Genomic DNA, 20,121 nt, shown 5'->3' with positions numbered 1-20,121 from the left:
AATTTAAATTTATATTCGACGTATTTTAAAAAATATACATTTAAAAGATAAAATAAAAATTATTAACAAGGAAAAAGACAAGAAATAATCTTGTCTTTTTTTGTAATTGTAAAATTTTAAAATTTTTATTATTAACATCCTTTAAATATCTACTACACGCAGTGACCAAGTAGGAGAAGTTAATAATTAATAACCGTCTTTAACGCTATTATCAACACGTGTTAGGGAACTAAAAAAGTGAACTACAACACAGTTGTTAAAAATAGTAGCTAGTATGTGGACTTGCATGGATAAATAAAAAGTGGAGTGATACCTAATAAAATATACTAACCATTAATGGTAATTCTTGGGGTGGGAGCGAATTGGAAACTAGTATATATAGACCTGTTGTAGGGACCTATTGTATTAATTCTATTCTTTATTTAACCAACCTTGCCACTCCCCAGTGAGCAAGTGTTGGTTTTATTTTTTATTTTTTTGAAAAAATTTTTTTGGGCGAGAAAATAAATTTAAAACTTGTAAAAAAAATTGAGCGGTGCCGGTTCAATTAAAATATTAATTTGTTCAACACAAATTAAATAAATATTGAATCGAATGCCTCAATGTTTTTTAAAATTTCATAATTTATTTTTGAGCCCAGTTTTCATGGAATGAATAAAACGAATAGTAGTATTATTAATAATCTAAAAATCAAAATATATGTTCTTTATGCTAGAAGCAACAGAACATATTAGGAAAGGATTATTATGCAAATATAATTTAAAAAAGAACAAATTGTTAAAGATAGACCACAATCTATTCTTATTGATTATGGTGAATATAAATTACAATGTCCAAAATGAATGGTTAAAAATAATAGTTTTATTGCTGATGATAAATATACATATTGAGTTTTTAATTTAGAAAATATTAAAAGAGAATTAAGTGGTAATGAATTAATAAAATTATTAGAACCATATATTAAAGACCAAAAAATAACTGTTAATAAACCAACTGCTCCAAAAGAATATTATCTTAATGATATAAAACTTGAACCATTAAAATTTTATGACCAGCATAATAGTTGATTTATCGGTGAAATAACAGATAACAAAACTAAAATTACTAATCCTTGTTTTAAATATAACATTACGTGAGAAGAAAACAGAAAAGGTTTTAAAATAAATAATCCATATAAACATGATGATTTACCAATTAATTATATAGTTACTTCTTATAAGGAAATTTCAAATCATAATGAAAAAGTATTTTTGTTGAACATGTAAACAAAATAAATTAGATTATTTATTCTTTAATACTAATGATATAAAAACAAGAAAATATTTTTTAAGAGATAAAAATGGTAAAGCAATTTGTTATGACTGTATTTTAAATATTAGGTTAAGTAGGAGGTATAAATATGGATAAAGAAAAATTAATTAGTTGATTAAATTTAATTTTAGATAGTGATATAGAACAATATAATAAAGAAAAAGACATATATTATTTAAATAAATTAAAAGGTTCAATTGATATTATTAAAATTTTAATTAATAAAATACAATGCAGAGAATTTGATTAATATGCAATATGACTTAATTATTGGAATTGACCCTGCTGGAATTGGTAATAATGGAATCGTTATATATTCAAATGAAACTAATAATATTATTTTTAATGAAATATTTAAAACTAAAACAGTTTTAGAAAGTAAAAATATGTATAAAGAATATTTTCAATTAATTCAAAAACAATTTATTAATCAAAAAATATTAATTATTGTAGAAAATTTCTTTTTAAGTTCAAAACAATTATTAACTAATCCATTAGCAACACCTAAAATTATTGGTGCATTAATGGTATTAGTAGAAGATGTTATGAATTGAGATTATTTAGAAAGTGAACCAAAAAATAAAACTAAAATAGAAAATTATAAAGGAAATATAAAATTAACAAAACATGAACAAGATGCATATAAACATATTCAATACTATTTAAGGAATTCTAAAAATGAAAGATAAAGAAAATTATGTCAAATTAAAAGTAAAACTGAGTAACACTATTGAAGCAAAATATTACGAAAAAGTTAATAAAGAATTATATTATAGTGTTCGTGGTCAATGAAATGGTTTAAACTATGTTACTTTAATTTTTAACAACCCAAAATTTTATAGACGCTGTATTTTATTAAACAAAAATGATGAAATTTTAGTAACTGGTCAAATTTTTAATACTTTAAATATTCCTAAAAATCGTGCATTTTGTTCAATTAATGTTAAATGATTTAAAAAATGAAAAGAGTAAAAAATGATATTATGAAAAATTTTATTAATAGTACCAATATTAATAACAAGTATAACACTAATAATATTTTTAATATTTATTATTAAAGAATTAAAAAATGAATATAAAGTTTTAAAATTATTAAATTCAATTGCAAAAAATTTAGAAAAAAAATAATCAAATAAGGAGAATAAATAATGAATAGATGTACATGAACTGAAACAATAACATTTGAAAAATTTATTCATGAACCATATTATGATGAAATTAAAAATGAACAAAGACAAAGACAATGTGAAAATATGACAGATGAGCAATTTGATGAATATGGAAGAGCATATTGTAAAGAAAATAGAATTAAAGTTGATGAAATTAATAAATCAAGACATAAAAATTGTATTAATAAAGAAAAATTAATTAAAGATTTAGAAGAACGAATAACATGACTTACAAATGAAATATCTAATGTTAAATATTTTAAACAAATAGAATTTTATATATGAGAAAAAATATGTTTAAAAGATTTTTTAATTAAAATAAAAAACAAAAATATTGAAATTGGTGAATTTGATTATGAATAAAGAAAAATTAATTATTTCTATGAAAGAAAGAATAGATTTATTAAATAATTCATTAATAGAATATTCATCCAAACTTTATGAGTTAGAAAACTGAATTATAAGACTTGAAAGAGGTGAATTTGACTAATGATAATATTACCTACTTTGTTTGAAAATAAAGATGAAATTGAAATATTATCACCATTTCCAAAAGAAATTCATACAAGTAATGATATTAGAGCAATTATTTTAAGACAATACCCAAATGTTAAATCCAAACACATAATTGTTTCTGACCCAGAAAGTAATGTTGCATTAATAGTTGGTGATAATGATTTTTATCAAGGTTGAATTAAAGTAACAGTTAAAAAATTAGAAATTAAAGGAGAATAGAAAATGCCAAGTATAGAAAATCAATCAAATTATACTTTAACTAAATTAATTAGAACTGGAATAAGTCCAATTTGTGCAATGATTGGTACAAGTGCTTATTATGGTCAAGTAATAGATAATCCATTATTAGGTTCAATTAATAGTAGTAAAAAAATACTATTAGGTTTAGGAATAATTGGTTTAGCAAATTATAGTAAATGAACTGAAAATAATATTAATCCTATTATTCCAAGAACACCAACTCCAATAACTACTACAACTACAACTGAGGGTCCTCCATGATTATTATTAAATAAGCAAGAAAATCAGTCATTAATGGATTGAGATACTTATATTTCATTAAATGCTTATGGTATATCAAATCTTATTAATGGATTAACGGAGTTAGTACCTAATAAATTTGAAACAATAAGAAAGATTTGTAATATGGCTACTGGTGGATGTTTAATATCAAGTGGTGGTGCTATGGGTATTAATAATGATTTTAATAATGCTTATGCAGTACCTACCATAATTGCTGGTGCAAGTGAAATTATCCATAATTTAATACCTATGGAAACTACAAATCATAATGAAGAAATGTAAGAAACATCATTTAATGATGAAACTGCAAGATTAATTAATGACAATAGATTTACTATTAATAGTGAAACTGCAAGTCAATATTATGGTAGTGATAATATGAGCGAAGTACCATTAAATAATGATAATGCTTCATTAAATTGAGATTACAATCACATGAGTTTATAAGGGAGGTGAAAAGCAATGAATAAAGAAAAAATTATTGAATATTATAATAATGAAATTCAGACATATAAAGAGAGAATGGAACAATTAAATAAAGAAATATCTGTATTAGTAAAAATTATAAGTAATTCACAGTCAATGATTGAAAGAATTAATGGTGGTCAATTTGATGAATAATTAAAAATTAAAAATAAATAGTTGAAAGGAAAATATTGAAATGAAAGAATTTTTACATGAATTAATAATTATTGGAACAAGTGTTGGAACATTAATTTGCAGAGAAATTATTGTTTTATTAAAAAGATTTATCACAACTCCAAAACATGTTAGAGCAAATAACAAAATTATAAAACATCAAAAAAAATTAGCAAAATTAAATGAAAAAATTAATAAAGGAGAAAAATAATATGACAAAAATTGAATTTAATGAAAAATATAGAAAACAAGATATCAGTATTGATAGAGATTTTGATTTACATATTGATAATTGTTTTAAATTTTCTGATATCAATACATTAGAAAATGCTGTTAATGATTATAAAAAACTAATAAGTGAAATGCCACAATTAGTTAAAGATTGATTACTGGGATAAGATTAGGAGAATGTTAAATGTTAGAAAATGAAAATAATGTTCAACAAACAACTGAACCTTTAACTGAAAATAATGCTCAACAAGAAATAGAAAATAAAGTTAATGAAGCAGAAAATAAGTTAAATAAACTTAATCAAGAAATTAAAGAAAAAGAAATGATTAATATATTTAAAAAATATCAAGTTAAAACTGAATTTTATGATTATTTAAAATTTAAAACTAATAATTTAGAAAATTCAAAAATTGAAGAAACTATTAAAAAAATGATTAAAGAACAACCAGTATTTAAAGAAACAATTAATACAGGTGGCAATAAACAAATAATTATTAATAATAAACCAAATGATAAAGAAAATTTTTTAATTAATTATAAAAAGAAAAATTATTTATAAATGAAAGGAAGAAATAAAATGTCAGTACCATTTAATCAAAATTTAGACAATACAGAGAGATTAGTAGAAGCACCAGAATTTATAGAGTTTTTTAAAATTTCAAATAGTCCATGGGCAAACTTTTTTCCTACTGAAATTGTTGACTCAGTAAATATTGAGTTTATTGTTAAAAAACCAAAAAAACCAGAAGTAAAAATTATTCCTTGAGATGATAAAAGTAAAAGATATGAATTACCATATGTTGATACAGATAAAATTAGTAAAAAAATAACTAAAAAATATCTTGCAGGAGAAATTATTACAGATGTAGATTTAAAAGCAAATAATGGTCAAAATTTATTAGATAGTATGCAATATGAAGTTGCAAATGATTTAGCAGATAAATTGGCAATTGATGATACACAAGCAATTGCAAAATTTGCTACTAAAATCGATATTGAAGATACAACACCAGTAGGCTATTTAAAATCAATGTTATCTGCTTGAAATACTTTGTTTCAATTTAGAAATATTGCAAATAGTAAATTTTTTATTACTAATGGTCTTTATGATAGTTTAGTTTATTTAGCAGATAATAAAGGTTTAATTACTGATAATCAGTTGGCACAACAATTACGTTTAAATGGAAATAATTTATATGTAAAAGGTGTATTATGTGAAATCGTTCTTGATGACTATATGGTTTTTACTAATGATAAAAATGAACAACAATTAATGACCTTTATTTTAGCAACACCAAGAGCAATGAAAAGATACATGATAGAAAATACAGTTATTTATGTAGATTTTATTAAAGATGATAAAGCAGGAAGAGCATATAAAGTTGCTGGTGAAGTTGTTGGAGAAGCAATACCATATATTTCTAATAATGAAACAACATCAAGATGAATGTTATGTGGAGTTATTAAAACAGAAAAAACTGATTTAAAAACTAAAATTACAAGTTTAACAATTGATATTACTGCAAATGTTAATAACAATAATAGTGAATTAAATACACAAATAAAAAGTACTAATGAAGTTAAATCATTAAATCCAAATTTAACAAATTCAACTATTAAATATTTTAGTGATGCACAAGGAAAAACTAATGTAAGTAATCAAAAACAAAAAGCCGGTGACTTATATATAACTATTACTGCAAATGTTAATGACTTAAATTATAAAGGAACAACAAATCAAATTAAAATAACTCTTAAATAAAGGAAATTAATACCATGCCAATAGGTACAACTAATACAGCAATACTTTTAAACATAAATAAACCCAAACATACTAGAATAAGTAAACAACAAGAAAATAAAAGTTTTTGATGAGAAATTTTAGAAATGATTGGTGTACAAGTAATAGCAGTAGCACTTGCTCCTTTTACTGGTGGATTAAGTGAAAGCGTAGCCCTTGGATTAGGTGCAAGTGATTTTATTGCAAGTGCCATTAATTTTGGTATTTATGCTACAACTGATTTTACTATTAATCAAGTTTATGATTATTTAAAAGGAAATGTAACAAAATGAAATACTTTCTTTAATATACTACCTGCATTTGCTGGACTTAATAAAATTAGTCGTGGTTATCGTACTACTAAATTTATTAAACTAACACAAAAAACTAAAACATTAGAACAAATTGGCGTTAAAGAAGCAAAAAATTTACAAGAAATTATTAGTCAAGTAAGTGGAAAAGAAATTTTAACAGATAAAATTATTGGTAATAAACGTTATTTAATGAATTATAGTTTTACTCCTAATCGTGAAACAGTATTACGAGATTTAGGTTATGTTGCTGAAAGACAATATAAGAATAATTTTCAAAAACTAGAAACACAAAAGTTAAAAGAACACTTATTATTACAAAATACATTAATAAAATTAAGTCCACAATTAACTCCTAAATTTAAAATTAAAGATATTGAAAAAGCAAATAACTTTTTAAAAAAATTTAATACTGATTTAAAAAAAGTACTATCTATGAATCAACATGATTGATTAAATTTAGTTCATACAATATATACAGAAAATAGATATGGAAAAACTTTAATTTTAGATTTACAAAAAATTCGTGCTAATGCTATTAAATTTAATTTTAAAAAAAGTTCAATTCATAAGATTGTTTTAAATGCAAATAAAATTTTTAAATATTTGGATATTAGATTTTATTTAAAAAAAGGTTTAAATAAATTTTGAAAAAATACACCATATTTTGAAAAAATACGAGAAAGTATATATAAATTACAAGAAAAATTTGAAAAGTTAGAAAAACAAGCATTTGAAAAGATTAATAAATTAAAACAAAAAGCAACTGATTTATTTACTAGTGCAGAAAAAAGAGCAATTAAACATGCACAATTAATTCCATTAAATTCACAAGTATTTATGGGTTGTAAAATTCAACCTTTATCATTAGATAAATGTGCAATTACTATTTATCATCGCAATCCTAAATATAAACCAATTACAGTTGTTGATAGTATTCTTAAAGCAAAAACTTTTGTTACTCAAATACATCCATTTCATTGATATCGTTGATATAGTGGTTGATACATTGGTTATGGTATTAATCGTAATAAATGATTAAAAGCAATAGCATTTGCTCCACCAGTGGTACAACAAGTAATTAGAGATAGTTTTAAAGTATATAGAGAAATATTTAGAATAATAAGAACTTATCATAAAGTAGTAAATGTTATTAATAATCCTATTGAAAATATTAATAAATCATTTAAAAGTGTTGGTTTAAAATTTTCAGTTAATACTTTATTTGGCACTGGACTATTACATCATTTAGAAAAATTTGCATATAGTCAAGTTGTAAAAAAAGGTAAGAAAAAGTTACAAAAAGAAATTATCCATATATCACATAGAAAAACTAAAACAAAAACTAAGCATTATAAAAAAGCATTTTTTAAGGAATGATAAATTATGATTAATAAACTTTGAACTGATGTCAGTCTTGAAAATTATAATAACTGATATCCATTAACTGGAAAAATTACAGAAACCCCACAGCAATATATACAGACATGACCTAATGTTAATGATTGATTTAAAACTTTTGCTATTCGTGCTCAAAATGATATTAATGCTTATCTTGATTTTATTTTATCTAAATTTCCTTTTGATAGTTTTAAAGATGAATTAATTAAAGAAACATTAAGAGATATGGTTTATGTAATGGTTGAACATTGAGTATTTAATCGTACACCAATTGAATTTAATGTTGATGCTACTATTCAATTTAATAATGGTAGTCAATTTAGTGCAAGTAGTATTCCTACGATTAATGTTTGAGATTTAGCACCTAGTAGAATGAAAATATGAGCAAGATTAACAGAATTAAAACAAATATTTTCAAGTTATAATGATGATGAAATAGATATTGAAAAAATTGACTTAAAAGCATTTTATACTAGAAATCAAGTTGATGAATTAATTGAACAACAAAAAGAATTTACATTATCAAAACAAATTAAATTATATGATGATTTAGTTGATGATAATGAAAATGAAATATACAGAGGTCCTGTTAGTAAATTTGTTAATAAAGGTTATGTTGCAACAGATTATGATAAAGAAACTGAAACAATGATTTTAGATTGACCAGATGAAATTGGAACATTACCACAAGAAGCATTACAAAATAATCCACAAATTGGTGATTATACACATGCACCAACTTGTGATTTTTCTGCTAAACAACAAAAACGAATTACTACAAATGAAAATACTATTAAATTATTAGAAACTAAAGTTGATAATAATATCAAATTATTAGAAAATAAAATTGAGATTAATAAACAAAATATTGATGATATTAAAAATAACTGATTTAATATTGAAACTAGTCCATTATGAAAAGAAATATCAAATGAACTTTCAACTGATAATTTAAATAAAGAAATATTAGTAATATGAGGTTATATTTATGAAAGTGATATTTATAAATATAAATATACTAGAAAATCTATATTTAAATTAGATAAAGAATCTGCAATAAAATCATATACTCTATTAGATACTTTTTATTCAGATGAAATTAATAATATTAGATTATATTTAACTTGCATTAATTATAAAATTCGTGCAAGTGCTACATCTGGAACATATTACTCAGGATTTATTTCTAAAATATATCAATATATTGGAAAAGGTACACCAACTGAATTTATAGCAGAAGAAACTTCTGGACATGATTATTATACAAAACAAGAAACTAATGAATTGTTGGATAAAAAGCAAAATATTGATGATGAGAATTTACAAACAGTTGTTAAACAAATTGTTCCAGCAATTAATGAAAATAAACTAAATATTGATAAAAAACAAGATAAATTAATTGCTGGTACTAATATAACTATTGATCAAAATAATAAAATTAGTGCTACTGGTGGTAAAGTAGATTTATCTGATTATTATAAAAAAGAAGAAATAGATAAAAAATTAGAAGATAAAATGGATAAAGACCATTTTAAATATGCTTTTTCTATTAATACTATTGGTACTGAAATTCTTAGTTTAGAAACTACTGATAAAACTATTGCTGGTGCTATTAATGAAATTATCAAAAAACAGCCACAACCAATTCCAATTCCTCCAAGTGGTTCAAATTGAAAAGAAGTAGGAGAAATTATAACAGATAAAAATAATAATAATCAAAATTATATAAAATATATATTTAAAGATAAAACACATTATAGAATATATATAAGTTATGGTGATTATACAACTAAAGAAAATAATAAAAATTATAGTTGACAAATAATTAATTTTTATTATCAATTAGATACAAGCGTTGTAAAAAGTAGTTTATGAATAGCAAATAATAACAATAACCAACAAACTGAAATTAATATTTATAACAATAGAATAATGTGGGGTATGGGTAGAGATTATATTTTTAAAAAATTAGAAGAATTACAGGAATAATATTATGTTTTTTAAAATTATAAAAATTATTTTAGGTTTAATAGGAGTAATTTTATCATCAGCAACAGCAGGTTTAATTATATTTATCATTGTAAAAATCATATTAAAAATTAATCAAATATTTTAAGAAAGGTGGTGAATATTATGTTAGGTAAATTTTTTAGAAAAGATAAAAGCAATATTAATGATAATCAAAGTGAAAAATTAAAATTTTTAACTAATAAAAATAAAAGTACACATGCTTCTATTTTAAATTATTTTGGTTTTAATGATTTTAACCATGAAACTTATTTTACTGATTTTGTAGCAGAAAATAATGCTAATTTATATAATGCTCCATTAGAAATTAATAATGAAACCATTAAACAATATTTAATTCAACAAGAATTTTATAGAAAAAATTGAAATTCTATTTTTAAATTAAGTAAATTAGGAATTAGTGGTTATTTAATTTATATTGCAAATGATAATTTATATTTTCAAGTAGTTGACATACAACAAAGAGTTTATGATATTACTGGTAAATTAATTCAATGTACTATTTTTTATGATAATTATGAACAAAATGCACAAACTGTAAGATTATTTGAAGTTTATACATTAAACAATGAACAAGTAACAATTAATCGTGCAATTTATAGTATTAATGATACTAAAAAACAAAATAAATTAGATTTTAAATCATACATTAATAATCCCAATTTAGTACAAGAACAAATACTAAATATTAATTATATACCAATAGCAATTATGAGAAATAAAGCAAATGAACAAGCAGATTGTGATAAAGTAATGGATAAAATTAAAGCATTAGATGTTATTTATGAACAAATTGTTTTAGATACTATTTTAAACTCACCTAAATTTATATTTAGTCAAACTTATGGTAATGTTCAATCAGCATTAGAAGAAGCAGTAAGAACTTTGGTTACTAAAAACTACATATTTAAAAGTGGTGGAGATAATAATGAACAAAACGAAAATATCAATATGACAAATAGTAATTTTAAAGGTAAAAATTTAACTGATATATATGATTGAAATGTTAATGAAATATTTAAACGTTGTGGTATTCATATACCAAGTCAAAAGAAATCAGCACAACAATCAGTTCCAGAAAGTACAGCAGTTAATATTTCAACCATTAATTATATTGAACAAAAATTATGACAATTTAATATTGATATTCTTAAATTTATTCAAATATTAGTACGTATGGATAAAGATTTATTAAATAGTAAAACATTTAACATTAATGATGAACAAAAAATTAATAATTTAACAGTTAAATTAAAATTATTTAATCCCAAAAATAACCAATTAATAGGAGAGAACAATGGAAAACAACAACAAACCACAAACGAAGTTTCCACAGAAACAAACTAAACTTAATCAAGCAGAAGTAGAAAATGATTATTTAATTGATAATATTCCTTATGACTTTACTAATATGATGCGCGCTACTAGTGACCCAGATATTAATAGAGCATACGATGAATTTAAAAAAAGAACTTTATATATTTATGAAATTGAACGCTTATTTAAAAATAATGAAAATAATAGTTTAAGATTTTCAGCAAATACTATTAAAATTGGTTTTATTGATATTGATAAAGTATTAAAAGCTACTGCTGTTGAAACATCAGACTTTACTATGCAATTAAATCAAAGAGCAAGTACAAACATTAATGATAATACTATTGAATATAGTATGACTGATATTAAAAATTTAATTTTTCAAGAAATAAATTTATTAAATCAATTTAAATTATATGCAGTGAGTATAAATGAACCATTAACTGAAAATAATATTGATAATTTATATATTATTAATAATTATTCACAACCTTATCAAAATCCAAAAACAAGAAGTACTAAAAGTATAACTATTATTAAAATTAAAGATTTTAAAACAAGAGATGGTTATCCAATCATTATTAAATTACAAAAACCATTAGACAAAGATACCAAAGTTATTGGTTTAAAAATTAAAGCTCCTAGAAGCATGATTTTTGGCAATATAAAGGTACTTGGTGAAGTTGACAATATGGAAGTATACCCAAAGTTATTTGTTAAAGATAAGATAGCATTTCCGCTATTATCAATGCCTATTGAAACGCAACCAAAAGTTAGAATATTACAACAATGATTTAGTGAACAAATATTATCTTGAAACTTAGCAAAACAATTTATAAATCAAGAAAAATCAGTTTTAGATTTAATTGCTATTGGTGGAGGTAAAGAAACAAGAAAAGAAATAATTAAAAACGCAAGAGTTACACATGCTTGATTAGGATATTTTTTAAGTTCTTATTCTTTTGGAGAATGACCATTAAAAGAAAAGAAAGAACTTAAAGATAAAGAAGTATGAAAAATTCAGAGTGGTCCAATTGGTAAAGAATATACAAGTATTGCTACAAATGATAAATTTTTAGATGTTGAATTAGAAATAAAAGATGCACCAACTAATGATAGTTTACAACAACTATTATTAAATATGTTAAGTTATACATATAACTATAATAGAAATTTTGAAGGAGCAACTTATGATGAACATACGGGTAAATCAACAAATAAAATAGCAGAATTACGTGATACATTTTCGGGACAAAAACCTGATGAAGTTATTACTAATTTATTTAAGCAATGAGAATTAGATTATCCAAATTATATTGATTTATTACAAGTTAAAATATTTAAACAAGTATTTATTATGTTGTCAAAATATATTTATTCATCTTTATCAATAAATAAAGGATTAAATGATGATAATAAGATTTTATTACCTTACTATTTTGAATTAAAATCAAGTCCAATAAAACCTAATAAAAATGATATTTGGCAATTTAAAGATGTAAAGGTAATATTAAAATCTCCATATTTTGATTTTACTGATATTAATGACATTAAATTAAAAAATAATGATATTAGTCAAAATGAATTATTCAAGTTAGATGACAATCAATTTAATTGATTATCAATTACCAATGAATTAGAAAGTAATAATATTCCGTCATTAATTCCTGCTGATTGAACATTAGCTAACGGTGAATATGGAAAATATTTTACAAGAATAATTATTGAAAAAAACAAAATTGAAAACGCTTTAAATTTATATGGTTCAAATAAATCTCAACTATTTTCTAAATTAGAATTTTATAAAGAAATTTTAAAAATTGATAATAATAGTGAATTTGAATTACAAATTGAAAATCCGATTAACAACTTAAATCGGATTGAAATTAGTGGTATATTTGGTGCTGGAAATTATGATTTAATTTTAATAACCGATAAAAAAGAAATAAATTTACAAAATATTAATTTATTTGATAAATATAATGAGAATATTTCTTATATAAATATAGAAATTTAATTATCAAAAATATCCATCAGGATAATAATCTTTAACTCATGGTATATCTATTCTTTCAACAGAATCTCCATCATTATAAAATTTGGTTTTTTTAGGAGTATCAGCAAAATAAATTTTAAATTCACTTTTAATATCAACTGATATATTATGAATATCAGACATTCATATTTTTTGAACTCCCATTATAGGTTCCTTATTTGATGCTAAAAAATATTTAAGTCCATTAAGATTATGGATAATTAACCCCCATGATTAATCCTATTGTTCCAGTTGTTGCACCAGTTAGTGCTAATGCTAATGTTATTTTACTTAAATTTGCTTTTATTCATGTTTTCATAATAAATTTCTCCTTACTTATATTTTTATAAAATTGTACAACGTTTTGAACAACATTTACTTTTTTTGATATTTTGTTTTTGTTTATTGTTTTTTATTTTTTTATCTTCTACTACTTCATTTAAATTTATATGTTCTCATACTTCTTCATTATAAGTGATTGATTGTCTAACTCCGTTTATATTATCTACATATCATGTTGTTGTATTATTTTTAGATGTTTTCATATTAAATTACTCCTTTTTTCCTTGATTTTACTTATAAATTGTACTATTTTTGATTATTTTTACAAGTATGATTTTAAACGCAAAATAACGCCTAAATTAAAGGTGTTTATTTTATGATACCTATATTATTAATTGAATGCTACTTGCTTATTATATTGAAAATATGAAAGTACTTTTTTTCGCAATACCATTATTTTAATAATAATTACGTTCTTATGTGGATTATTGTGAATAAAATAAATTATTAATATTATTTACCATATTTTAACACTTTAAATTTATGTAAATTAAAATTAATAATTAGTATAAAAAAGATTAGGAGAGCAAAATATGAGTTTTAATTATAAATGAAATTTTAGAGAAGAAAGTGCAAAAATTGATAAATTAGTTTTAGAATATATAACAAATAAGTGAGAAAAACGAGATTGAAGAATATTTAAAACAAGAGACAAAAAGAAATATAAAATTGTTGATTATCAATATCGAACAAGAAAAATAATGTATGGATTAGTAACTTATAAAAGAAGAATTTATGAATATTTTGATGAAAAATTACAAAAATGAGTTCGTGTTTGTTTAGTTGATGAATGACTAGAATTACCTAAATATAAAAGAATTGGTGAAGATGTTGAACAAACTATTATTGAATATTTTGCTGATGGAAAAAGATATCATGATATTTGTGCTATTTGTAAAAAAGCAGGTATTAGTCTTAGTTCTATTCATAGAGTTTTTAAAAATTTAAAAGTAATTGAAGCAAATCCAGTAAAAGTAAAATTAGAAAAAAATCAACCTATTTTTGTAGCAATTGATGATGGACATCGAAAGTTTTGAGATTTTAAACGTAAAGGTATAAAACACTCTATGAGATTAATAACAACATATACAGATAATATTAATCATAAAGTACAAAATAAAAGAGTAAAAGCAATTATTAGACCAACAAGAACAGCAATTGGAGTTAAAAAAACTGCTGAATTTGTTAAAGAACATTGTCAAAAATTTTATGAAAATGTTGAACAAGCAAAAATAATTATTTGTGGAGATAGTGCTGGATGAATTAAAGATGTAGCAGATTATCTTGGTGCTGAGTTTGTTTTAGATAAATTCCATTTAATTAGAACATTATATCTTGGTATAATGGCGGGAAATAAAGGAAAATATTGAAGTGAATATAATAATTGTAAAGATTTCATTAATAATGGTCAATATGAACAATTAATTGATTATTTATATAAAGAATTAGATAATCATAAAAAGTTAAAAAAACAATATTTTAAAAATAATAAAAAAGGTATTGTTAATCAAGGTGCAAAATGAAATATTGGTTGTTTTACTGAAACAAATATTTGACATGTTTTAAAAGAAATGATTGTTAATAGAACATATAGTATTTTTATTTATATAAAAATGGTTATTTTTAAATGTAATCAAATAAATTTAAAAACATAATTTTACTTATTTTAAAATAAAAAATTAAAAAAACTTATTAAATTAAAAGTTAATAAGAATTTTTGTTATATATTTATGTTAATTAAATTATTAAAATATTTTTATAATTTATAAAATTGAGTATTTTAATTGTAATATTTTTAAATTAGTAGTAAGATAAATTTACAATTTCATAAAAATCCAAATTATTTCTTGTCTAACATAATAATAAGACTACAACGATTTAATTTATTCCGGATTTTTGACAATCTACCTGTTGATAATAGCGTTAAAGAGGTTTATTAAAAATTTTAAAATTTTACAATTACAAAAAAAGACAAGATTATTTCTTGTCTTTTCCTTAATAACTTTGAGAATAATTTTTATTTTTTTTAAATGTATATTTTTTAAAATACGTCGAATATAAATTTAAGGGTTAAAGAGAGTAATTTTGTCTAATTTTTCATTATTTTTCAAATAATTCATTTTTGGAAATAAGTTACTAATATAATAATTAATTATTTCGTAACTTTGACAACCGCCCAGAATTTTATTATCAATACCCAAAGATCTTAATAAAATTCCATTTTCTGCTAAAGTAGCTATTATTTGTTTAGGGATTTTTATGTTATGAAATACATTTTTTGATTTGAATCATTTTATTAATCCTAATTTATATCCTTCGGTCTGAACTATTGTAAATCGTCAAGCTTATCATCCTTGACAGCAAGTATTATTATTTTTAAATGGTATTGCTGCTTTTACTAATGTTATTTGTATAATTTTAATTTCGTTTGGTAAAATTTCTAATTTTTTTTGAGGTTTTTTTGCTGTTAGTATTTATGGTTGTATTGCTTTAGTTTGAGATTATGTTGGTGATATGCAGTTGAATTTATTTTTCTTTTTGCCTTTTCAATTTATTGGCTATAGTTTATGGAAATTTCATTTAGATTCACAACAAGAAATAATTTCTAAACGTTTAAATTTAAAAACAAGTATTGTTACTATTTACTTTGCAATTGTTTTATCAGTATTTTTTTATTTTGAAATTCCTGAATTTTCACGTGTAATTTTAGGGAAATATGATTTTGATGGTAATACTTTTCAACAAGTTTTACCACATATTCTAGATTCATTAACTAATTCTTTAAGTATTGTTGCGCAAATACTAATGTTATTACGTTTTCGTGAACAATGAATTTTTTGAATAATCGTTAATATTTTTCAAATAGCTATGTATTCGGGAGCTGCTCATAATCGTTTGGATGTAAATCTTTTATTAATGTGAATTGTTGCTCTTGGTAATTCATGCTTTGGTTTTTATCAATGATTTTTTGTAAGAAGTAAAGAAAAAGTGGTAGTTAAAAAAGAAACATATGAACATTAATATTTTTTAAATAAGAAAAATAATAATTTAGAAAATAAGTTATTATTTTGTATAATAGTTTGTAAAGTATAAAATAATTATCAAAGAAGGTTATTATGAAAAAAAATGTATATATATTAAAAAAATTAGATGACACTAATACTCTTGCCAAAATAATTGCTAAAATTGCTAAACCAAATTTAATTTTATTATTAAATGGTCCGCTTGGTAGTGGTAAAACGCAAATTACTAAATTAATTGGTAATTTACTTGGAGTTAAAAATATTATTAATTCACCAACTTTTATTATTTGAAATAAGTATCAAACTAAATATGAATGAAATTTAATTCATATGGATGCTTATCGTTTAATTAATCCTCATTTAGAAGAATATTATGAAATAATGATGAATAATTTTATGATAATTGAATGATCAGAAAGATTAAAAATTAATTTTAATAATTATTCATATATTGCTATAGATTTTAAAATTATTGATATTAATAGTAGACAAATAGTTATTAATACTAATCTTCTTACAAAAGAGGAAGAAAAGTATTTATTTGACGCATTAAAAAAAATATAGAATTTTATTTATAAAAAAAGTAGGAAAAATCCTACTTTTTTTATACTTGTATATGAAAGTAATTAAGCATAATACTATTAATAGTACTTTGACTAATTAAACCAAGTTTTTGATATTGTTTTAATACTTCTAAAGTATAGTTATTATCATCAACAGGATAATAACTATTTAAACCTCAAAGCAAACCAGCAAATAATACTAATGAACCAATAGCAATTGGACTAAAAGCATAATACACAGTTATTTTACAATTATGATATCCTATTAAAAAAGCAAATAATCATCCTGTGACAAAAGCAATCATTCAATATAATAATGTCACTACTTGTTGATCAGTTATAAATCAAAATATTAACATTAATAAAATAGTTGTAAAGAAACGACTCATAATTGGAGTTTTAAATAATTTATAATTTCAAATGAAAGGTAACATTGCTCCTAATGAAATTACAGGAAAAACTCAAAATCCTGACATGATATTAATATTATCAACAACACTTTGTAAAATACCAGTTAGAATCATTGCACCAATTCAAATGAAAATTGCTTTTCATCATCCATAAAATCCTTCAACAAATCTGCCAACACGATAAAACATTCAAAGTGAAAATATTAAATTAATAGGAGCTGAAGGATTTATATCATTACCAGCAAATGGATAAATTAATCACCTTCAATATTGATAAGCACCAAATATTAAGTTATGATAATTGGCACCAAAAAGCAAATGTTGTTTTTTATAATCTAATGCTAATCAATCATCTTGACTAAGATTTATAATTACTAGAAAAACAACAAGTGTAATAATAGGAATTATAAAAAGAAATCAGGTAACTGCCAAATTAGCATTAGTACATTTTTTTAATGTTTCGCTTAAGTAACGACGATTTTGAAAATTAACTTTTTTTCAATTATCACTTAAAGTTCCAGTACTATTATCTTCATTAGTCTCTTCATTATTTTCAGTTTCAGTTTCAAGTTGGGGTAAGTCTACCTTAATAAATTTAGTAATACTAGGATAAAATTTAGATAATTCTTGAACAATTTTATCACTAGTAGCAATAATAACATCAACTGCTGGTGACATTCGATTTTCGTTTTGGTTATCATCATTTAAGATAACCATTAAATAACGAATATCTTTAACACCTTCATCTGCTAATTGTTTATGTAAAATTTCATAAACTTCATCTTTGTTTTTTAAATGGTGAGGATTAAAATTATTTTCTTTAATAATTTTAATGATATGATAAGTATTACTATCTTTATTAGTTAGATATACTTCACCTTTAACATGTAGTTTTAATTCTTTAGGAACATTAAATGGTCGATAATCTTGATGACTAATAAAATAATCAACTAATTGTAAACCTAAAATATCTAGAATATTATTATCCATTATTTAACACTTTCCTTTCGTAATAATTGTAATTTATTTTCAAAAAAATCAGGTAAATTACATTCAAAAGTCATAACTTTTTTAGTTGTGGGATGAGTAAAAGTAATGACTTTAGCATGTAAGTATTGTCCAATATTAGCATTTTCCAATTTAAACTTGCTGTATAAAGGGTCATTTACAATTGGATGTTCAATTCACTCAAAATGAACACGAATTTGGTGTGTTCGACCAGTTTCTAATTGACATTGAACTAAAGTATAGTCTTTAAATCGCTCAATAACTGTAAAATGAGTAGTTGCTTTCTTACTATTTTGTTCATTGACCATCATTTTTAGACGATTATTATTGCTTCTAGCAATAGGTGCTTTAATGGTTCCTGATCTACCTTTAATTGTACCATGAACTAATGCAATATAAATTCGTTTAATTTCATGTTTTTGTAATTGTTCTGCTAAAATATGATGACTAATTTTATTTTTAGCTACTAATAATAATCCTGTCGTTTGTTTGTCAATACGATGAACAATGCCTGGACGTAAATTATTTTCTTCAATATTTTCAATTTTAGACTGGAATAATAATCCGTTAACTAAAGTATTATCTCAATTACCTGCTCCTGGGTGGACAACCAAATTATTAGGTTTGTTAATAACAAGAATTTCATTATCCTCATAAACTATTTCAAAATCAATTGCAGTTGCTTTTAAAGTGTTATCTTTGTCATTTTTAATAATAATATTTATTTCATCATTATTTTTTAATAATAAGTTAGCTGATGAAATAGTTTTATTATTAACTATTACTTGCCCATTAGTGATTAAATTTTGGATAAAATTTCGTGAATAATGATGTTCTGTTAATACCATTGCTAAATATTTGTCGATGCGGATATTTTTGTTTTCATGATATTTTAGTTTTATCATCTTTTGATTTTCTGTCATTGATGATTGTTGTAAATGTTCCATTGTTGACTTCATTATTGTGTTCTCCAAACTTTTCTTGATAGGCATTAATTATGGTTCCAATAATTATTTGTAGAATAATAATTGTGATACCAATGGTAATGAATATATCCGCAGTATTAAAAATAGTATATGGCGGGAATAGTTGTCATAATAAAAAGTCAATAACACCACCTTTGTGTAAAAATCTATCTGTTAAATTACCGATTGTTCCTGCAATAACAAAACTGAGACCTAGTGCTCTGTTAATAGATTTAGTAAATAATAGTCAGGTGCTACTAGCAATTGCTAGTAGAAAAGCAAAAGTTATTAGAAAGATTCTTTGATTTTGAAAAAAACTAAAAGCAGAACCATAATTAATAATAAATTTTAAATTAATAAATCCGGTTATGAATTTATATTCTTCACCAGCTTTTATTCCATTTTGTACTGCTAATTTTATCATTTGATCAGTGACAATTAGAATAATAATTGCGCAAAAACAAATTATTTTAGTTAATCATTTTCAATCACGTGTTTTTAAATGATTTTTAATTGCTAATCAAGAAAATTCCATAATTACTTCTTTCTA

Annotated in this window: 29 protein-coding genes; 24 read left to right on the top strand and 5 right to left on the bottom strand. The window is 22.4% G+C overall.

Features of this window, described 5'->3' with window-relative positions; translation table 4 throughout:
• The first annotated feature begins 362 nt into the window (after window positions 1–362).
• From AACK81_RS05165 to AACK81_RS05065, 21 genes are all read left to right on the top strand, one after another.
• Window positions 363–551: a hypothetical protein gene (locus tag AACK81_RS05165; RefSeq protein WP_338960344.1), complete on the top strand. Its 189-nt coding sequence runs from the start codon at window positions 363–365 to the stop codon at window positions 549–551.
• Window positions 552–842: 291 nt separating this feature from the next.
• Complete coding sequence (locus tag AACK81_RS05160) at window positions 843–1,265, top strand: hypothetical protein (protein ID WP_338960342.1); 423 nt, start codon at window positions 843–845, stop codon at window positions 1,263–1,265.
• Window positions 1,237–1,407 (top strand): hypothetical protein, encoded by a 171-nt coding sequence (locus AACK81_RS05155; protein ID WP_338960340.1) that lies wholly within the window; start codon window positions 1,237–1,239, stop codon window positions 1,405–1,407. Before AACK81_RS05160 ends, AACK81_RS05155 begins: the two co-directional genes overlap by 29 nt.
• A complete protein-coding gene (locus AACK81_RS05150; RefSeq protein WP_338960339.1) occupies window positions 1,400–1,561 on the top strand; it encodes a hypothetical protein in 162 nt (53 codons plus the stop codon). The genes AACK81_RS05155 and AACK81_RS05150 overlap by 8 nt, the downstream gene beginning before the upstream one ends.
• A gap of 1 nt (window position 1,562) precedes the next feature.
• On the top strand, window positions 1,563–2,000 hold the full coding sequence (locus AACK81_RS05145; protein WP_338960337.1) for a hypothetical protein: 438 nt from the start codon (window positions 1,563–1,565) through the stop codon (window positions 1,998–2,000).
• A complete protein-coding gene (locus tag AACK81_RS05140) occupies window positions 1,990–2,283 on the top strand; it encodes a hypothetical protein (protein WP_338960335.1) in 294 nt (97 codons plus the stop codon). Before AACK81_RS05145 ends, AACK81_RS05140 begins: the two co-directional genes overlap by 11 nt.
• A 3-nt stretch (window positions 2,284–2,286) precedes the next feature.
• Window positions 2,287–2,439: a hypothetical protein gene (locus AACK81_RS05135; protein ID WP_338957299.1), complete on the top strand. Its 153-nt coding sequence runs from the start codon at window positions 2,287–2,289 to the stop codon at window positions 2,437–2,439.
• 20 nt (window positions 2,440–2,459) lie between these two features.
• Window positions 2,460–2,843, top strand: coding sequence for a hypothetical protein (locus AACK81_RS05130; protein WP_338960333.1), 384 nt, complete (start codon window positions 2,460–2,462; stop codon window positions 2,841–2,843).
• Window positions 2,836–2,970 (top strand): hypothetical protein, encoded by a 135-nt coding sequence (locus AACK81_RS05125; RefSeq protein ID WP_338956809.1) that lies wholly within the window; start codon window positions 2,836–2,838, stop codon window positions 2,968–2,970. Before AACK81_RS05130 ends, AACK81_RS05125 begins: the two co-directional genes overlap by 8 nt.
• Entirely contained in the window at window positions 2,970–3,215 is a 246-nt protein-coding gene (locus AACK81_RS05120) for a hypothetical protein (protein WP_338960331.1), read from the top strand. The genes AACK81_RS05125 and AACK81_RS05120 overlap by 1 nt, the downstream gene beginning before the upstream one ends.
• 3 nt (window positions 3,216–3,218) lie before the next feature.
• Window positions 3,219–3,800 (top strand): hypothetical protein, encoded by a 582-nt coding sequence (locus AACK81_RS05115; protein WP_338960329.1) that lies wholly within the window; start codon window positions 3,219–3,221, stop codon window positions 3,798–3,800.
• 180 nt (window positions 3,801–3,980) lie between these two features.
• Window positions 3,981–4,139, top strand: a complete 159-nt coding sequence (locus AACK81_RS05110; RefSeq protein ID WP_338960327.1) for a hypothetical protein — start codon at window positions 3,981–3,983, stop codon at window positions 4,137–4,139.
• 40 nt (window positions 4,140–4,179) lie between these two features.
• On the top strand, window positions 4,180–4,368 hold the full coding sequence (locus AACK81_RS05105; RefSeq protein WP_174481134.1) for a hypothetical protein: 189 nt from the start codon (window positions 4,180–4,182) through the stop codon (window positions 4,366–4,368).
• 1 nt (window position 4,369) lies between these two features.
• Entirely contained in the window at window positions 4,370–4,555 is a 186-nt protein-coding gene (locus tag AACK81_RS05100) for a hypothetical protein (RefSeq protein ID WP_174480219.1), read from the top strand.
• 17 nt (window positions 4,556–4,572) lie between these two features.
• Window positions 4,573–4,947 carry a hypothetical protein gene (locus AACK81_RS05095; protein WP_338960326.1) on the top strand — a complete coding sequence of 125 codons (375 nt, stop codon included), beginning with the start codon at window positions 4,573–4,575 and terminating at the stop codon, window positions 4,945–4,947.
• Between the two features lie 18 nt (window positions 4,948–4,965).
• Window positions 4,966–6,150, top strand: a complete 1,185-nt coding sequence (locus tag AACK81_RS05090) for a hypothetical protein (RefSeq protein WP_338960324.1) — start codon at window positions 4,966–4,968, stop codon at window positions 6,148–6,150.
• A gap of 14 nt (window positions 6,151–6,164) precedes the next feature.
• Entirely contained in the window at window positions 6,165–7,862 is a 1,698-nt protein-coding gene (locus AACK81_RS05085) for a hypothetical protein (protein WP_338960322.1), read from the top strand.
• A gap of 3 nt (window positions 7,863–7,865) precedes the next feature.
• On the top strand, window positions 7,866–9,869 hold the full coding sequence (locus AACK81_RS05080) for a hypothetical protein (RefSeq protein ID WP_338960321.1): 2,004 nt from the start codon (window positions 7,866–7,868) through the stop codon (window positions 9,867–9,869).
• 4 nt (window positions 9,870–9,873) lie between these two features.
• Complete coding sequence (locus AACK81_RS05075) at window positions 9,874–9,996, top strand: hypothetical protein (protein ID WP_255495924.1); 123 nt, start codon at window positions 9,874–9,876, stop codon at window positions 9,994–9,996.
• A gap of 17 nt (window positions 9,997–10,013) precedes the next feature.
• Window positions 10,014–11,255 (top strand): hypothetical protein, encoded by a 1,242-nt coding sequence (locus AACK81_RS05070; RefSeq protein ID WP_338960319.1) that lies wholly within the window; start codon window positions 10,014–10,016, stop codon window positions 11,253–11,255.
• Window positions 11,206–13,242, top strand: a complete 2,037-nt coding sequence (locus AACK81_RS05065) for a hypothetical protein (protein WP_338960317.1) — start codon at window positions 11,206–11,208, stop codon at window positions 13,240–13,242. The genes AACK81_RS05070 and AACK81_RS05065 overlap by 50 nt, the downstream gene beginning before the upstream one ends.
• On the opposite strand, the gene AACK81_RS05060 is transcribed toward AACK81_RS05065, so the two are convergent.
• Together AACK81_RS05060 and AACK81_RS05055 are read right to left on the bottom strand one after the other, a co-directional pair.
• Complete coding sequence (locus AACK81_RS05060; RefSeq protein ID WP_338960315.1) at window positions 13,243–13,404, bottom strand: hypothetical protein; 162 nt, start codon at window positions 13,402–13,404, stop codon at window positions 13,243–13,245.
• A gap of 200 nt (window positions 13,405–13,604) precedes the next feature.
• The gene (locus AACK81_RS05055; RefSeq protein WP_338960314.1) at window positions 13,605–13,805 is read right to left on the bottom strand and encodes a hypothetical protein; all 201 of its coding nucleotides are present in this window, start codon (window positions 13,803–13,805) and stop codon (window positions 13,605–13,607) included.
• 330 nt (window positions 13,806–14,135) lie between these two features.
• Between AACK81_RS05055 and AACK81_RS05050 the strand changes: the two genes are divergently transcribed.
• The 3 genes from AACK81_RS05050 (at window position 14,136) to tsaE (ending at window position 17,189) form a co-directional block, all read left to right on the top strand.
• Window positions 14,136–15,257 (top strand): Mbov_0401 family ICE element transposase-like protein, encoded by a 1,122-nt coding sequence (locus AACK81_RS05050; protein ID WP_338960312.1) that lies wholly within the window; start codon window positions 14,136–14,138, stop codon window positions 15,255–15,257.
• A gap of 604 nt (window positions 15,258–15,861) precedes the next feature.
• Window positions 15,862–16,623 (top strand): nicotinamide riboside transporter PnuC, encoded by a 762-nt coding sequence (gene pnuC / locus AACK81_RS05045; protein WP_338960310.1) that lies wholly within the window; start codon window positions 15,862–15,864, stop codon window positions 16,621–16,623.
• A 95-nt stretch (window positions 16,624–16,718) separates the two neighbouring features.
• Window positions 16,719–17,189 (top strand): tRNA (adenosine(37)-N6)-threonylcarbamoyltransferase complex ATPase subunit type 1 TsaE, encoded by a 471-nt coding sequence (gene tsaE / locus AACK81_RS05040; protein ID WP_281749327.1) that lies wholly within the window; start codon window positions 16,719–16,721, stop codon window positions 17,187–17,189.
• Window positions 17,190–17,229: 40 nt separating this feature from the next.
• On the opposite strand, the gene AACK81_RS05035 is transcribed toward tsaE, so the two are convergent.
• From AACK81_RS05035 to lspA, 3 genes are read right to left on the bottom strand one after another with little or no spacing between them, the layout of a single operon-like run.
• Window positions 17,230–18,588 carry a hypothetical protein gene (locus tag AACK81_RS05035; protein WP_338960307.1) on the bottom strand — a complete coding sequence of 453 codons (1,359 nt, stop codon included), beginning with the start codon at window positions 18,586–18,588 and terminating at the stop codon, window positions 17,230–17,232.
• Window positions 18,588–19,454: an RluA family pseudouridine synthase gene (locus AACK81_RS05030; RefSeq protein WP_338963044.1), complete on the bottom strand. Its 867-nt coding sequence runs from the start codon at window positions 19,452–19,454 to the stop codon at window positions 18,588–18,590. The genes AACK81_RS05035 and AACK81_RS05030 overlap by 1 nt, the downstream gene beginning before the upstream one ends.
• Window positions 19,399–20,106, bottom strand: a complete 708-nt coding sequence (gene lspA, locus AACK81_RS05025) for a signal peptidase II (protein ID WP_338960306.1) — start codon at window positions 20,104–20,106, stop codon at window positions 19,399–19,401. Before lspA ends, AACK81_RS05030 begins: the two co-directional genes overlap by 56 nt.
• Between the last annotated feature and the right edge of the window lie 15 nt (window positions 20,107–20,121).

The organism is Spiroplasma endosymbiont of Lasioglossum villosulum (genome assembly GCF_964020195.1).
In the GTDB taxonomy this organism is placed as follows: domain Bacteria; phylum Bacillota_I; class Bacilli_A; order Mycoplasmatales; family VBWQ01; genus Spiroplasma_E; species Spiroplasma_E ixodetis_A.
Note: the sequence above shows the minus strand (reverse complement) of the source record. Positions and strands in the feature narration are given on the sequence as shown.